Origin of the sequence: Massilia sp. YIM B02443 (assembly GCF_030411955.1) — a bacterium.
GTDB lineage: Bacteria > Pseudomonadota > Gammaproteobacteria > Burkholderiales > Burkholderiaceae_D > Telluria.
In genome coordinates this window covers 133,162-147,174 of record NZ_JASNRA010000013.1, presented here as the reverse complement: position 1 = coordinate 147,174, position 14,013 = coordinate 133,162, and the positions used below count along the sequence as shown (strand labels likewise).

The 14,013-nt window shown below is 68.6% G+C and carries 14 protein-coding genes; 6 read left to right on the top strand and 8 right to left on the bottom strand.

Going from position 1 to position 14,013, the window contains the following annotated elements; translation table 11 throughout:
- Positions 1 to 101: 101 nt before the first annotated feature.
- The 5 genes from QPK27_RS14990 to QPK27_RS14970 all read left to right on the top strand — a co-directional run bounded on the left by QPK27_RS14990 (position 102) and on the right by QPK27_RS14970 (position 4,411).
- Positions 102 to 893 (top strand): RNA methyltransferase, encoded by a 792-nt coding sequence (locus QPK27_RS14990; protein WP_290419053.1) that lies wholly within the window; start codon positions 102 to 104, stop codon positions 891 to 893.
- A 56-nt stretch (positions 894 to 949) separates the two neighbouring features.
- The gene (locus QPK27_RS14985) at positions 950 to 1,972 is read left to right on the top strand and encodes a triacylglycerol lipase (protein WP_290419052.1); all 1,023 of its coding nucleotides are present in this window, start codon (positions 950 to 952) and stop codon (positions 1,970 to 1,972) included.
- Between the two features lie 84 nt (positions 1,973 to 2,056).
- On the top strand, positions 2,057 to 2,965 hold the full coding sequence (locus QPK27_RS14980; RefSeq protein ID WP_290419051.1) for a response regulator: 909 nt from the start codon (positions 2,057 to 2,059) through the stop codon (positions 2,963 to 2,965).
- A gap of 128 nt (positions 2,966 to 3,093) precedes the next feature.
- On the top strand, positions 3,094 to 3,789 hold the full coding sequence (locus QPK27_RS14975) for a TetR/AcrR family transcriptional regulator (RefSeq protein ID WP_290419050.1): 696 nt from the start codon (positions 3,094 to 3,096) through the stop codon (positions 3,787 to 3,789).
- A 19-nt stretch (positions 3,790 to 3,808) separates the two neighbouring features.
- A complete protein-coding gene (locus QPK27_RS14970) occupies positions 3,809 to 4,411 on the top strand; it encodes a TIGR00730 family Rossman fold protein (RefSeq protein WP_290419049.1) in 603 nt (200 codons plus the stop codon).
- Between the two features lie 28 nt (positions 4,412 to 4,439).
- Here the strand turns inward: QPK27_RS14970 and QPK27_RS14965 are convergent, their stop codons facing one another.
- The 8 genes from QPK27_RS14965 to QPK27_RS14930 form a co-directional block, all read right to left on the bottom strand.
- Complete coding sequence (locus QPK27_RS14965; protein WP_290419048.1) at positions 4,440 to 5,564, bottom strand: diguanylate cyclase; 1,125 nt, start codon at positions 5,562 to 5,564, stop codon at positions 4,440 to 4,442.
- Positions 5,561 to 8,347, bottom strand: a complete 2,787-nt coding sequence (locus QPK27_RS14960; protein WP_374047071.1) for an EAL domain-containing protein — start codon at positions 8,345 to 8,347, stop codon at positions 5,561 to 5,563. The genes QPK27_RS14965 and QPK27_RS14960 overlap by 4 nt, the downstream gene beginning before the upstream one ends.
- A gap of 13 nt (positions 8,348 to 8,360) precedes the next feature.
- On the bottom strand, positions 8,361 to 8,813 hold the full coding sequence (locus QPK27_RS14955) for a phosphate ABC transporter substrate-binding protein (RefSeq protein WP_290419047.1): 453 nt from the start codon (positions 8,811 to 8,813) through the stop codon (positions 8,361 to 8,363).
- Positions 8,814 to 8,822: 9 nt separating this feature from the next.
- Complete coding sequence (locus QPK27_RS14950) at positions 8,823 to 10,046, bottom strand: porin (protein WP_290419046.1); 1,224 nt, start codon at positions 10,044 to 10,046, stop codon at positions 8,823 to 8,825.
- A 343-nt stretch (positions 10,047 to 10,389) separates the two neighbouring features.
- Positions 10,390 to 10,896 (bottom strand): M48 family metallopeptidase, encoded by a 507-nt coding sequence (locus QPK27_RS14945; protein ID WP_290419045.1) that lies wholly within the window; start codon positions 10,894 to 10,896, stop codon positions 10,390 to 10,392.
- A 273-nt stretch (positions 10,897 to 11,169) separates the two neighbouring features.
- Positions 11,170 to 11,511, bottom strand: a complete 342-nt coding sequence (locus tag QPK27_RS14940) for a KGG domain-containing protein (protein WP_290419044.1) — start codon at positions 11,509 to 11,511, stop codon at positions 11,170 to 11,172.
- Positions 11,512 to 11,696: 185 nt separating this feature from the next.
- Complete coding sequence (locus tag QPK27_RS14935) at positions 11,697 to 12,131, bottom strand: phasin family protein (protein WP_290419043.1); 435 nt, start codon at positions 12,129 to 12,131, stop codon at positions 11,697 to 11,699.
- Positions 12,132 to 12,261: 130 nt separating this feature from the next.
- Entirely contained in the window at positions 12,262 to 13,293 is a 1,032-nt protein-coding gene (locus QPK27_RS14930) for an NADP-dependent oxidoreductase (RefSeq protein WP_290419042.1), read from the bottom strand.
- A gap of 128 nt (positions 13,294 to 13,421) precedes the next feature.
- Between QPK27_RS14930 and QPK27_RS14925 the strand changes: the two genes are divergently transcribed.
- Complete coding sequence (locus QPK27_RS14925) at positions 13,422 to 13,964, top strand: YaeQ family protein (protein WP_290419041.1); 543 nt, start codon at positions 13,422 to 13,424, stop codon at positions 13,962 to 13,964.
- Positions 13,965 to 14,013: the final 49 nt, after the last annotated feature.

Sequence of the window (14,013 nt, the reverse complement as noted above, 5' to 3'; positions counted from 1 at the left end):
AGAAGAGTGATAAAAGAGCAAAGCGGTGTCGAACCCGTTACAATCGCGACCCTGGCCGCTCTTGTCAACGCTGTTCGCACCGCGCGATGGCGCTATTGTAAATGATCCCGACTGCAACCGTCACTTCTCCCAATAATTCTTTGTTCAGCCGTCTGCGCTTCGTGCTGGTCGAAACCAGCCGCGCCGGCAATGTCGGCTCGGTGGCGCGCGCCATGAAGACCATGGGCTTCAAGGAGCTGGTGCTGGTCGCGCCCAAATGCGCCGATCCGCTGAACGATCCCGAGGCGGTAGCGTTTGCCAGCGGCGCCATCGACGTGCTGCAGAACGCGCGCATCGTCCCCGACATCAAGGACGCGCTGGACGGCTGCAATTTCGCCGCCGCCGTCTCGGCGCGCCTGCGCGAATTCTCGCCGCCGGTGTGGACTCCGCGCGCGTTTTCCTCGCACGCCGCTAGCCAGCAGAGTCTGGTGCCGGCGGTGGTGTTCGGCAACGAGCGGGTCGGCCTGCCGAACCATATCGTCGAAGCCTGCAATGTCCTGATCAATATCCCGGCCAACCCGGATTACTCGTCGCTCAACCTGTCGCAGGCGGCCCAGGTGCTGGCCTACGAGGCGCGGATGGCGGCGCTTGGTGACGGCATCGACGCCGGCAGCGTGGGCTTCCACGGCGACGCCGCCAGCGTGAGCCAGATCGACGGCATGTACGCGCACCTGGAGCAGGCGCTGGTGGCGATCGGCTTCCTGAATGCCGACAATCCGAAGAAGCTGATGCCGCGCCTGAAGCGCCTGTTCGCGCGCACCGGGCTCGAGACCGAGGAAGTCAATATCCTGCGCGGCATCGCACGCGCAATCATGAGTAGCACCGCGAACAATACGCCGCCGCGCAAGGATTGACGGCGCGTCCGCCGAGCCTTGCGCTGGGCGCGGCGCAACTGACGTACACTGGCGCCATGCGCGCACGACGTCTTCTCCAGATCATCCTGCTGATCCAGGCAGCCATCGCCCTCGGCATCGCCCTGGGCGCGGTGCACTGGTTCGACGCTGCCCCGTGGCAGGGCGCGCTGTTCGGCGTCGCCGCCGTGGTGCTGGTGCGCCTGGTCATCAACCTCAACAACTTCCTGCTCAGCGCGCGCGTGGCCGGGCCGACCCCGCCTGCGTTCCGCCTGCGCCGGTCCGCGCGCCTGCGCATGCTGGCCGAGGAATTCAGGTCCAGCATGCTGCTCACTTCGTGGCACATGGCGCGTGCGCGGCCGCACATCCGGATCCATCCCGATGCGCCGCTGCCGCCGGTACTGCTGGTGCACGGCTACGGCTGCAACAGCGGTTACTGGGCGCACCTGGCGCCGCTGCTGGACAATGCCCGCATCAGCCATGCCACGCTCGACCTGGAGCCGCTCACCGGCGACATCGACGGCTACGCGGCCCAGGTCGAGGCCAGGGTCGACGAGCTGTGCGCACGCAGCGGTGCGTCGCAGGTGGCGATCGTCGGCCACAGCATGGGCGGCGTCGTGGGGCGGGCCTGGATGCGCGCCTTCGGCAGCGCGCGGCTGGCGCGCCTGATCACCATCGGTTCTCCGCACCACGGCACCTGCCTGGCGTCGTTCGGGATCGGCCTGAACGCGGCCCAGATGGGGCGCCTCACGCCCGACGGTCCGGCCTGCGACTGGCTGCAGGCGCTGGACGCGAGCGAAGACCCGGCCAAACGCGCCTTGATCACCTCGATCTACACCCACCACGACAACATCGTGTCGCCGCGCATCACGAGCGAGCTGGCGGGCGCGCGCAACCTGGCGCTGGGCGGCGTCGGCCACGTGGCGCTGGGCAGCAACCGGCGCGTGCTGGCCGCCGTGATGGCCGAGCTCGACGCACTGCGGCAGGGCAGGGCGGACAGCGGCCCGCAAAGCCACGCGATGCGCGCGCCAGCCCGTCAATCAGTCGGCAAATTGGCCGCACGCGACATGCCTGTCGCATGAGGTACTCATTCGCAGCAGCCCCTGGCCCCGGGGCAGCGTCCGGCGTGGTAAAGTGACATCAACGTCGCATTCCGGAGCACACCCGTGGCCCGTATCCTGATCATCGAAGACAATCCCGCCAACATCGAACTGATGTCGTTCCTGCTCAGCGCTTATGGCCACACGCCGCTGAACGCGCCGGACGGCGCACGCGGCGTGGCGGCCGCGCGCAGCGAGCTGCCCGACCTGATCGCCTGCGACGTCAACCTGCCCGGCATGGACGGCTTCCAGGTGCTGGCCGCGCTCAAGCAGGAGCCGGCGCTGGCCGCGGTGCCGGTGCTGGCGGTGACGGCGCTGGCAATGGCGGGCGACCGCGAGAAAGTGCTGGCGGCCGGCTTCGACGGCTACATCAGCAAGCCGATCGAGCCGGAAAGCTTCGTCGCCGAACTGGAAGCGTTTTTGGCGGGCACGCCGCCGGCCGCCGCTGCGGCGCCGGCGCCGCAAGCTGAGGCCCCCGTCGCGGCCACGGCGGCGCCTGCGGCACCTGCGCCCGCGTCCAACCCGTGGGCCGCGGCGCCCGAACCTGCTGCCGCCGCGCCAGTGGCTGCCGGCGCCGACCCGGCGCTGGCGCGCCCGACCCTGCTGCTGGTCGACGACGACCGCTTCATGCTGGGCGTGCTGAACGACATGCTCACCGGCGAACCATATCGCGTGCTGAGCGCGCAGTCGGGCGAGGAAGCGCTGGCGCTGCTGGCGGCCGAACCGGTCGACGTGATCCTGTGCGACCAGGCCATGCCCGGCATGCGCGGCACCGACGTGCTGGCCGAGGCGGCGCGCCGCTATCCGAAGACAGTCCGCCTGATGCTGTCCGGCCAGCCCGACCTGAGCGAGATCGAAGCCGCGATCGCGGCCGGCGTCGCCGACGAACACTACATCAAGCCGGTCACCGCCAGCCAGCTGCGCGAACGGCTCGGCGCGGCGTTCCGCCTGCGCAGCGAACGCGCGGCGGCGTAAACCGGACGGCGCGGCGCCGCTGGCCGGGCGTCGTGCGCCGGGGAGCGCGGAAAGAGGGGCGCGGAAAGGTCGATTAGAACGACCGTTCGATGTTATCCTTGAGCAATTGCACTTTAATCTCGCCCTTCATGCAACAAAAAGCTCCGCGCCGCACCCGTGAACGCATCCTCGAGCTCTCGCTCAGGCTGTTCAACGAGTTTGGCGAGCCCAACATCACGACGACCGTCATTGCCGAGGAGATGAATATCTCGCCCGGCAATCTGTACTATCATTTCCGCAACAAGGACGACATCGTCAATTCGATCTTCGTCCAGTTCGAGGCGGAGATCGAGCGCATCCTGACGGTGCCGGCCGGGCGCCGCTCCAACATGCAGGACGTGTGGCTGTACCTGCACCATATGTTCAAGCTGATCTGGCGCTACCGCTTCTTCTACCGCGACCTGAACGACCTGCTGTCGCGCAACCGTAAACTCGAACTCCATTTCAAGGCGATCCACGCCCACAAGATCAAGGTCGCGCGCCAGCTGTGCGAAGACCTGCGCAGCGAAGGCTCGCTGGAAGCCACCGACCAGCAGATCGGCGCCATGGCGACCAATATGGTGGTGGTGGCGACCTACTGGCTGTCGTTCGAGTACGTGCGCAATCCGCGCAAATACAGCGAGCAGCAGGCGATCGCCGACGCGCTGGCGCGCGGCTGCTACCAGGTGCTGTCGATGGTCGGGCCCTACCTGCGCGGCGAGACCCGCACCCTGTTCGAAAAACTGTCCGACGACTATCTCGAAAAACTGTCGGCCGACGCCCGCCCGGGCGCCGACTTCCTCTGACTCCGATTCCATCCGCACCATGAAAACACTTGCCGTCTACTGCGGCGCCGCGCCCGGCGCCGATCCCGTCTACGCCGACGCTGCCCGCGCGCTGGCGCGCGCCCTGGTCGAGCACAATATCGGCCTGGTCTACGGCGGCGGCAAGGTCGGCCTGATGGGCGTGATCGCCGACGAAGTGCTGCGCCTCGGCGGCGAAGCCACTGGCGTGATCCCGCGCGCGCTGATGGAGCGCGAAGTCGGCCATGCCGGGTTGACGCGCCTGTTCGTGGTGAAGGACATGCACGAGCGCAAGGCCATGATGTCCGACCTGTCGGAAGGCTTCATCGCCATGCCGGGCGGGATGGGAACGCTGGAAGAATTGTTCGAGATGGTCACCTGGGCCCAGCTCGGCATTCACGCCAAGCCGATCGCGCTGCTCAATGTGAACGGCTTCTGGGACGGGCTGCGCGCGTTCGTGCGGCACCAGTGCGCCCAAGGCTTCGTGCGGCCGGAGCATGAAGGCCTGATGATGGCCGAGAGCGATCCGGACGCCCTGATCCGCCGCCTGCGCGCCGCGGCGCCGGCGCCGGCGGTGCAGGCGGCGGTGGAAGCGGATGCGGCAGCCAGGGAGCTGCGCGGCTAAGCCCGGTTTCGCCCCCGGGGCAGTCCTTTCAGGCCATCTCGATCCGGTCCCGCCCCGCCGCCTTGGCCCGATACAGCGCCTTGTCCGCCCGGCTGATCGCCTCCGTGAACGGCTCGCCGCTGCGGCGCTCCGCCAGCCCGGCCGAGAAGCTCAGGCGCCGCTCCGGATCCATGCCCTCGATGCGCAGCGCGTGCACCCGCTCGAGCATCCGTTCCAGCACCTGGTGGGCGTCGGCCGGCGCCGCGTCGGGCAACAGCAGCAGGAATTCCTCGCCGCCCCAGCGCGCCAGCGTGTCGCGCGCGCGCAGGGCGCCGCGCGCGACCAGCGCGAATTCGCGCAGCACGGCGTCGCCCAGCGCGTGGCCGTGGCGGTCGTTGACCTGCTTGAAGAAGTCGATGTCGAGCAGGGCCACGCAGCTGCCGCCGCCGTTGCCGTTCCTGTGCGACTGGCGCCGCTCCTCGGCCTGCAGCACTTCGTTCATGTGGCGCCGGTTGGCCAGCGCAGTCAGTTCGTCGACCGTGGCCAGGGTGCGGATGGTCTCCAGCGCCTGCGTCAGGTCCTGGGTCTTGCGCTTCATGCGCCGGCGCAGCCTGGTCATCTCGCCGGTCAGCACGGCGGTGGACAGCAGCGCCGCCGCCAGGTAGCCGAAGGTCATCGCCTCGACCGCGGGCGGGAAGCGCTGCGGGTCGCCCGCCTGCAGGCGCCACATGGTGCCGCCCAGGCCGAGCAGGGCGGCCGTCGCCAGCAGCAGCGTCTGGCGCGGACGCAGTGCGAAGGCGCAGAAGGCGATGATCACCACCGTCATGGTCAACAGGGCGGCGCGCACCGGGCCGGCGATCGCATACGCCGCCATGCCGCAGCCGATCGCGAACAGCGACTGCAGCACCGCCAGCACCTCGGGCGCCAGGCGCAGCGCGCCGGAAAACCGGATCAGGATGTAGAAACACAGGGTGCCGCCGCCGGCCACGCAGGCCAGCAGCATCGCCGGCGCGGCCGGCGAGTAACCGGCCGCCACCTGGCACGCCAGCAGCGCGATGCCGGCCACGTACAGCAGCGCGGTCGCGGCCCAGTAATTCAGCATGCGGCGCAGCGCCGGCTCGGCGCCGAACAGCGCCGCCGATGCCGCCCCGGACAGAGGACGCCAAGGGTTCATGCGGCGCGCTGGACGTCGGTTTGCGCGGCGCTCCGTACGTCATCGGCCAGCAGGCGCGCGATCTCGTGCGCCGGCACCGGGCGGCTGAACAGGTAGCCCTGCATTTCGTCGCAGTCGTTGGCGCGTAAAAACTCGCGCTGCTGCTCGGTCTCGACCCCTTCGGCGATCACGCGCAGGTCGAGCTTGTGGCCGAGCGAGATCACCGCCATCGCGATCGCCTGGTCGTCGCTGTCGTGGGCCAGGTCGGCCACGAACGATTTGTCGATCTTCAGGCGGCTGATCGGGAACGACTTCAGGGCCGACAGGCTCGAGTAGCCGGTGCCGAAATCGTCGATCGACAGCGACACGCCCATCGCCTCGATCTCGCGCATCTTGTCGACCGAACGCGCCAGGTCGCGCATGATCAGGCTTTCGGTGACCTCGATCTCGAGCCCGGCGGGCGGCAGGCCGCTGTCGTGCAGGGCGCCGGCGATGCGCTCGACCAGGCGCTTTTCTTCGAACTGGCGCGCCGAGACATTCACCGACACCGTCAGCGGCGCCAGGCCGGCGCGGCGCCAGGCCATGTTCTGGGCACAGGCGGTGCGTATCACCCAATCGCCGATCGGCACGATCAGGCCGCTCTCTTCGGCCAGGCCGATGAAGCGCAGCGGCGACACCATGCCGTGTTCCGGATGGTGCCAGCGGATCAGCGCCTCGAGCCCGACCAGGCGATTGCTGCGCAGGTCGACCTTGGGCTGGTACAGCAGTTCGAACTGGCACGCCCCGCCATACCCTTCGGCGCAGGTGTCGATCGCAGCGCGCAAGCCTTCGAGCAGCATCAGCTTTTCTTCGAGGCTGGCGTCCATCTCGCTGGCGTACAGCTGGACGTTGTTGCTGCCCTGTTCCTTGGCGCGGTACATGGCGACGTCGGCGCGCATCATGAGCGCCTCGGCATCGACGCCGTCCTGCGGGTAGAAGGTGGCGCCGATGCTGGCGCTGACTTGCACTTCCTGGCCCTCGACCAGCACCGGTTCCGTGACCGCCTCGCGCACCCGCTCCAGCAACGGCGCCACCGCACCGACCGCGGCGCCGCCGTCGTCGCCCAGGTCGGGCAGCAGGATCACGAATTCGTCGCCGCCGAAGCGCGCCAGCGTGTCGCCCGGACCCAGGCAGCGGCGCATCCGCGCGCCCACCACTTTCAGCAATTCGTCGCCGGCGTTGTGCCCCAGGCCATCGTTGACCAGCTTGAAGCCATCCAGGTCGATGAAGGCCAGCGCCAGCACGCCGCGTTCGCGTTCGGCGTCGACGATCGCGGCGTCGAGCCGCTCGCGCAGCAGGCTGCGGTTGGGCAGGCCGGTCAGGTCGTCGTGGTGCGCCAGGTGGCGGATGCGTTCTTCCGCCAGGCGGCGCTCGGTGATGTCGCGCACGATCACCACCACGCCGCCCTCGACCGCCACCGCCTGGCGGTGCAGCCAGCGTTGTTCGCCGGGCAGGGCGCGCGTCAGCCACTCGGCTTCGCGCGCACGGCCGTCGTGCGCCACCGCGGCCAGGTCGTCGAAGATGTGCGCGCCCAGGTCGGCCGGCAGGAAGGTCGACATGCGCTGGCCGGCCATCTGTGCACGCGTCAGCCCGGTGAGCCGTTCGGCGCGGCTGTTGACGGCGTCGACGGTGAAGTCGACCACGCGACCGGCCACGCCGGCGCGCGCGCCGCGCACGCTGCGCAGCACGAAAAAGGCGTCCGGGCTGGCTTCCGAGGCGGCGGCGTAGGTTTCCTGCGCCATGCGCTCGCGCCGGCGCGCCTTGGTCAGCTGCCAGCTCCAGGCGCTGACCAGGATCACCAGCGCCACCAGCAGCGCGCTGCCGATGCCGGCGCCCAGCAGCCAGGCGCGGCGCTGCGCGTGGTATTCGGCCATCTGCTCCGCTTGCGACAGGCCTGCTACCGCCACCAGCGGGAAGCCGTTCAGCGGCCGGCTGCTGGTGTAGCGCGCCACGCCGTCGATGCCGCGGCCAAGCACGACGGCGTCGGCCACGCCCGGCGCATGGCGCTGGCCCCAGGACAGGTTTTCGCCGATGCGCAGCGCGCGCACCACGCCGTCCAGGCCGGCCAGGCCGAGCAGGCCTTGCTCGCCCTGGCGCGAACGCTCGTAGGAACTGGTGAAATAGGCCGGATCGAGCGCCACCACCGCCACCCCGGCAAAACGTCCTGCAGCGTCGTTGATGCGGCGCGAGAAATGCAGGTGCGGCTCTTCGTTGCGCGGGTGGATGGCGGTGCGGCCGACGAATGGCAGGTCGCGGTTGGCCTGGCGGTGATACTCGAAATAGTCGGCGCCGGCCACGTTGCGCCCCGGCGCATGCGGCTCGCCGGCCGGATTGCTGGCCACCACGCGCCCCTGGCTGTCGACGATCTCGACCTGGAACACCACACCCGGCGGCAGCAGGCCCTTGGCGGCCAGCGCCGGCAGCGCGCCGGTAGGACCGTCCTGCTCGACCGCGTACTTCAGCACGCGCAGGGTCTGGTCGATGTTGGACAGGCTGCGCGCCATCTGCGCTTCATAGGTGTCGAGCAGCTCGCGCGTGGCTTCCTGCGCGCCGGCAGCGGCGTCGATCCGCTCGCGCTCCAGCACGTGCAGCGTGCCGAACCAGATTGCGCCCAGCAGCACCAGCGCGAACAGCGGCAGCGCGATGTGGGTCTCCAGCGCCAGCACCAGCAGGCGCACCAGGGCGCGGCGCGGGGCCGCGCCGGCCTGCTGCGCCGGCGCCAATGCCGAAGCCGAAACAGAATCTGAAGCCGAAGGCGCCGCCACGGTCATCGCGTCCTCACTGCAGCACCAGTACCGGACGCACGCTGGCGTCGAGCGCGCTGCGGTCGATGTAGCCGATCATCGACGGGTTCTCGGCCACCATGCGCCGCACGCTGGCGTCGTCCTGCGCTTCGCGCGGCGGCTGGCCGCGGCCGGTGAACACCATCTTCGACCAGTGGGCCTTGAGCAGGGCCGGGGTCTTGCCGGACACCTCGCGGTAGAACTGCAGGCGGGCCTCGGCGCCGAGGCGCTGGTCGACCGGCACCGCGACCGCGCCGTCGGGGAAGCGCGCCGACTGGCCGAGGAAGATGGCGGCCACCTGGTCGGCGTTCATGCTGGGGGCCGGATTGCGGCTGGAGACCACCACCACCAGCTCGGCCGAGGCGTGGCCGCTGGCCAGGCTGCTCGACAAACCGAGGACCAGGGTGGCGCACAGGAGGCGCAGGCAGGGACGGAATCGATCGTTCATGTCGCCCCCTCAGAAAACGAAATCCAGCGCGACGCTGGCGATGCCGAACGCGCGGCCCGAGCGGAACTCGGGCGTCGGGTTGATCAGGGTGCCGCGCGAGCCGCCTTGCGGGCGCACCCGCTCGAACTGCAGCTTGAGGGCGATGTCGGGCGCCGCGTCCCAGCGCACGCCCGCGCTCCAGGTCGACTGCACGGGGATCGTCGACAGGAAGCTGTTGACGCCGGCATTGAGCTGCACCGCAGCGCCGGCCAGTGGCGGCGGCAGGCCGGTTGTGGGAATGCCGGGGTCGGTCAAGGGCACGTCGGCGCGCACCTGGGCGTAGCCGGCGTAAGGCGTGAAGGCGCCGCGGCGCAGGCCGGCGCCGACGTACATCGAGGTGCCGTCGCCGAGCAGGGAACTGGTGCGGGTCTTGCCGTATTCGGCGGTCACGAACCAGGGGCCGGGGTCGTAGCTGGCGCCGGCGCTGAGCATCATCACGCGCTTGTCGTCGATCGCGTAGCGGTCGGCCATGGCATTGCCAGTCGGGCCGAACATGCGCAGGGCGTCGAACAACTCGCGGCCGATGCCGGTGGTCAGGCGTCCAGTGAATGCGGTCACGCGCCCGCTCAGCGCGCCGCGCTCGATGCTGTGCGAGACGCCGCGAATCTGGCCGGCGCGGATCTTCAGGCCGTTGGCCAGGTCGCGGTTGGTGCGTCCGGCCAGCAGCTGCGTATTGTGGCGCACGTCGCCGGTGCTCCAGCGCCAGGTCATGTCGACGCCGTCGCTGCTGGAAATCGGCAGGGTGCCGTAGACGTCGACCGGGGTGCGCACCCAGGGCAGGGCATAGCCGACCTTGCGGTATTCGGCAGCCAGGAATACCGGCAGCGCGATGCGGCCTGCGCGCACCGCCAGTTCGGGCGTGAGCTGGTACTTGACGTTGGCCCATTCGATTTCGGGCTGGTAGCCGCCGTCGAGGCGCTGTTCGCTGACTACCTGCAGCACTGCCGACCAGGGGCCCATGCCGAGGTCGAGCTGGGCGCCCAGGCGGCTGTCGACGTCGGGACTCCAGCTGCTTGTGGCGCCGGCGCCATCCTTGCGCAGTACCGAGGCGGTAAAGTCGGCGCTGCGCTGGCTCGAATGCACCATTCCGAGCGTGCCGAAGCCGGACACTTTCCAGCTTGGGACCAGGCCGTTATCGGCCATCGCCACGCCGGGCAAGCACGGCAAAAGGAGCGCCGCCAACAGGCTGGCCATGCGCTTGGGTACGCATACGGGCGCCGATGCGCGGCGCGAAAAGGGCTGAGCGGCAGGCGCAAGCGTGCCGGAACGTGGTTGCAGGTACATGTGATGTCGGATGGTGGCCACAGGCCTGGAATCGCTGCAGTAGCGATTGGATCAGGAAATATTGCTTGTCAAACTCTAGCGGAGCTGCATAAGTATGTCGAGGTAATTACCTAAGCGCATTATATAGTGGTAAATTGTTGTTGTCTTAACGCAACATTCTCTCACATGTTCACATCCGGGGCGCGCACGATAGCGTTCCGTGCCCTTTGGCTGCCGGACATCCCGGATCCATCGTGGACCGGGCTGACGACAGTCACCACAGGCGTTCGCCGGACAGGTCGAGCCAGGTCAGGTACAGGCGCACGTCGAATTCGAGCTGGTGATAATCCGGCTCCATCCAGCAGCACAGTTTATAAAACGCCTTGTCGTGGTCCTTTTCCTTCAGGTGCGCCAGTTCGTGCACGGCGATCATGCGCAGGAACGGCAGCGGGGCGTCGCGGAACAGGCTGGCGATGCGGATCTCGTGCTTGGCCTTCAGGCGGCCGCCCTGCACGCGCGAGATGGCGGTGTGCAGGCCGAGCGCGTGCTGGACCACGCCGATCTTGCTGTCGAAGGCGACTTTCGAGACCGGCGCCGCCTGGCGCAGGTATTCACCCTTCAGGTCTTGCACATAGCCGTACAGGGCGCCGTCGGTACGAATGCCGTGGGCGTCGGGATAGCGCCGGCGCAGGGTGTCGCCGAGGCGGTCCTGGTCGATCAGCTGGCTGACCTGGGCGCGTAGCGGCTCGGGATAGGCGGTCAGGTATTTCAGGGTATGCATGGGCCGGGAATGTACCACAGCCGGGGCGGCATGCAAGGGCAGGTCACGGCGGGAAAAGACGCAGCCCGAGGTGGGGGGAGCCAAACGACGACGACAAACGACGACGACAAACGACGACGACAAGCGAAGAGTACTAGCGAAGACAAACAATGGAGCCACTCCGCCGGCCGGTGACGCCGGTCGGCGGAGCGGATTGCGCGCAGGACCGGGCCGTCGGGACGGGGCCCGGAACGTTGCGCCTTGCAGGGTGGGCCGGGCGCGGTGACAGCGGCGTCAGCCCTCCTTCTCGCCCTGGCGGTTGCCCTTGGATGCCGCCGCTGCCGCCGCGGCGCGTTGGGCCGATTGCCGGCTTTCGCCGCCCTTGCGGCCGATGTCGGCCATGTGCGCACGGTTGCGGCTCACTGCCTCGCCGCCTTTCTGTCCGGCGCGGCGCGCTTCCTCGGAATCGAATTCGTGCGCCGTGCCTTTCTGGTGCGCCGCCTGGCCACCCTTGCTCGCGATTTCGCGCTGCTGGTTCTGGTCCATCGCGGCGAACCCGCGCTTGGCCGGCTGCCCGCTCTTCTGGGCGTTGCCGGGACTGCTCGTGCCTTTGCCGTTCTCCTTGCTAGTCGCCATGTCGATCTCCTTGTGCCGTAGGGCTGTTAGATGGTGTTGCCATACCAGAGGCCGTACCGGTTGCCGTGAGCGCACTATGGCTGCGCTCGTGCGATTAGAGAAACGTGGTGGACGTTAGTTCAACCTTTCCGCCGTCCGCGCGTGTCGTCATTGCATGGCCGTCCGGTCCGGCTGATGGCGCGGCATCAGCTGGCGCGCCGCGCCGCGGTGGCGGCCGCATTCGCCATATTGCTGGCGGCGGCATTGGCCGCATTCGCGGCCGCCATGCTGTTGGCGGCGAACGCCGCCGGCGCCTGCGCTGCCGCCTGGCCCAGGCCGGCGCCGGCGTCGGCCAGCACGCCCATCAGGTTCTGCTGGTAATTGCGCAGGTGTTCGCCCACCGGCTGCCAGCCGTGCATGGCGGTGGCGCCGAGCTGGAACGGGTCGCTGCAGGCGGCCATCTGGCGGCCGGTGTCGATCACGTCGTCGATGGTCTGGCGCGCCAGCTGCATGTTCAGTTCGCTCAGGCGCGCCATCAGGTCGCAACTGCGCTGCGACAGCGTGGCGAGGTAGCCGACCTGGGCGTCGAACTGGGCGCGCAGCGCCGGATTGGCGCTGGCATTTTCGGGATAAGGAAACATGGCGGACTCCATGAAGGGAAGAGGCGGGCGTCGCCCCGAACCTCTACGACCACAGGCGCGGACTGAAGTTCAGCCGCGCCGTTCGGCTTCGCCTTCGACATGCGTGTGGCGCCGTTCCGCCGGGATGCCGTCAGGCGTCCGCCACCTTCAGCACCAGCTTGCCCAGGTTGCGCCCTTCGAACAGCATCAGCAGCGCCTGCGGGAAGCCTTCGAAGCCTTCCACCACGTGTTCAATGCTCTGGATCGCGCCCTCGCGCAGCCACTGCGACAGCTGCGCCACCGCTTCCGGGTAGCGCGCGGCGTAGTCGAACACCACCATGCCTTCCATGCGCGCCCGGTTCACCAGGAGCGCCAGGTAGTTCGACGGCCCCGTCACTTTTTCGGTGGCGTTGTACTGCGAGATCGCGCCGCAGATCACGATCCGCGCGTGCAGCCGGATGCGGGTCAGGACCGCGTCCAGGATGGCGCCGCCGACATTGTCGAAATAGACGTCGACCCCGTCCGGACAATGTTCCTTGAGGCCGGCCTGCACCGGCCCCGCCTTGTAGTCGATGCAGGCGTCGAAGCCGAGCCGTTCGACCACGAAGCGGCACTTGTCGGCGCCGCCGGCGATGCCGACCACGCGGCAGCCCATCTGCTTCGCAATCTGGCCGGCGGTCATGCCGACCGCGCCCGCGGCGCCCGAGATCACCACCGTGTCGCCGGCCCTGGCCTGGCCCACTTCGCGCAGGCCGAACCAGGCGGTCATGCCCGGCATGCCGAGGGTATTGAGCCAGGCGGTCGGATGCTCGACCGTGGAGCCGATGCGCCTGAAGCCGGCGTTCCGGTCGTCGGCCGGCCCCGACCAGTAGCGCTGTACGCCGGTGCCGCCCACCACGTAGTCGCCGGTGGCGAAAGCGGGCGAGCGCGAAGCCACCACGATGCCCAGGCCGCCGGCGCGCATCACTTCGCCGATCGCCACCGGGCGGATGTAGGAGCGGCCTTCGTTCATCCAGCCGCGCATGGCGGGGTCGAGCGACAGGTACAGCACCTTGACCACGATCTCGCCTTCCTGCGGCTCGGGCACGGCCTGTTCGTGGAATTGCCAGTCGTGCGCCTGCGGCAGGCCGACGGGCCGGGCGGCGAGCAGGAACTGCTGGTTGGGCGGGAAGGCGTTGGTCATCGAAGTCTCCGTGGTGGGTGAAAAGGTGTATTGGAAAGCCGACAGGCTGCACGCGGCGCCGCCGGCGCGCCCGCACCATGCGACAATAGCGGGTTTTCTCAACCAGGCACGCACAACCTCACGCACCAATGGCTCTCAAAGCGACCATCTACAAGGCCGACCTGTCGATCGCCGACATGGACCGGAACTACTACCAGGAACACAATCTGACCATCGCCCGGCATCCGTCCGAAACCGATGAACGCGTGATGATCCGCGTGCTGGCGTTCGCGCTGCACGCCGACCCGGCGCTGGCCTTCACCAAGGACCTGTTCGACGTCGACGAGCCGGCCATGTGGCTGAAGGACCTGACCGGCGCCATCGACCTCTGGATCGAAGTCGGCCAGCCGGACGAAAAGCGCATCCTGAAGGCCGCCGGGCGCGCCGAGCGGGTGATCGTGTACAGCTACAGCGCTACCAGCAGCATCTGGTTCAAGGGCCTGGCCAACAAGATCGAGCGCGCCAAGAACGTTTCGGTGATCAACATCCCGGCCGAGACCAGCGCCCAGCTGGAAAAGATGGCGCAGCGTTCGATGAGCCTGCAATGCACGATCCAGGACGGCCAGGTGTGGCTGACCGACGGCGCCGAGACCGTGCTGGTCGAGCGCGAAGTGCTGCGCGGCGCTGTCTGAGCCGTCCGATCAATACCAACGCTATAATTTCTATTTACCCGTTGTCGAT

What these genes read in the sequence shown, in the direction of transcription:
- QPK27_RS14945 (WP_290419045.1), bottom strand. Translation starts at nt 10,896, where the DNA reads ATGCATACCCTGAAATACCTGACCGCCTATCCCGAGCCGCTACGCGCC.
- QPK27_RS14965 (WP_290419048.1), bottom strand. Translation starts at nt 5,564, where the DNA reads ATGAACCCTTGGCGTCCTCTGTCCGGGGCGGCATCGGCGGCGCTGTTC.
- QPK27_RS14940 (WP_290419044.1), bottom strand. Translation starts at nt 11,511, where the DNA reads ATGGCGACTAGCAAGGAGAACGGCAAAGGCACGAGCAGTCCCGGCAAC.
- QPK27_RS14955 (WP_290419047.1), bottom strand. Translation starts at nt 8,813, where the DNA reads ATGAACGATCGATTCCGTCCCTGCCTGCGCCTCCTGTGCGCCACCCTG.
- QPK27_RS14975 (WP_290419050.1), top strand. Translation starts at nt 3,094, where the DNA reads ATGCAACAAAAAGCTCCGCGCCGCACCCGTGAACGCATCCTCGAGCTC.
- QPK27_RS14930 (WP_290419042.1), bottom strand. Translation starts at nt 13,293, where the DNA reads ATGACCAACGCCTTCCCGCCCAACCAGCAGTTCCTGCTCGCCGCCCGG.
- QPK27_RS14985 (WP_290419052.1), top strand. Translation starts at nt 950, where the DNA reads ATGCGCGCACGACGTCTTCTCCAGATCATCCTGCTGATCCAGGCAGCC.
- QPK27_RS14935 (WP_290419043.1), bottom strand. Translation starts at nt 12,131, where the DNA reads ATGTTTCCTTATCCCGAAAATGCCAGCGCCAATCCGGCGCTGCGCGCC.
- QPK27_RS14950 (WP_290419046.1), bottom strand. Translation starts at nt 10,046, where the DNA reads ATGGCCAGCCTGTTGGCGGCGCTCCTTTTGCCGTGCTTGCCCGGCGTG.
- QPK27_RS14970 (WP_290419049.1), top strand. Translation starts at nt 3,809, where the DNA reads ATGAAAACACTTGCCGTCTACTGCGGCGCCGCGCCCGGCGCCGATCCC.
- QPK27_RS14990 (WP_290419053.1), top strand. Translation starts at nt 102, where the DNA reads ATGATCCCGACTGCAACCGTCACTTCTCCCAATAATTCTTTGTTCAGC.
- QPK27_RS14925 (WP_290419041.1), top strand. Translation starts at nt 13,422, where the DNA reads ATGGCTCTCAAAGCGACCATCTACAAGGCCGACCTGTCGATCGCCGAC.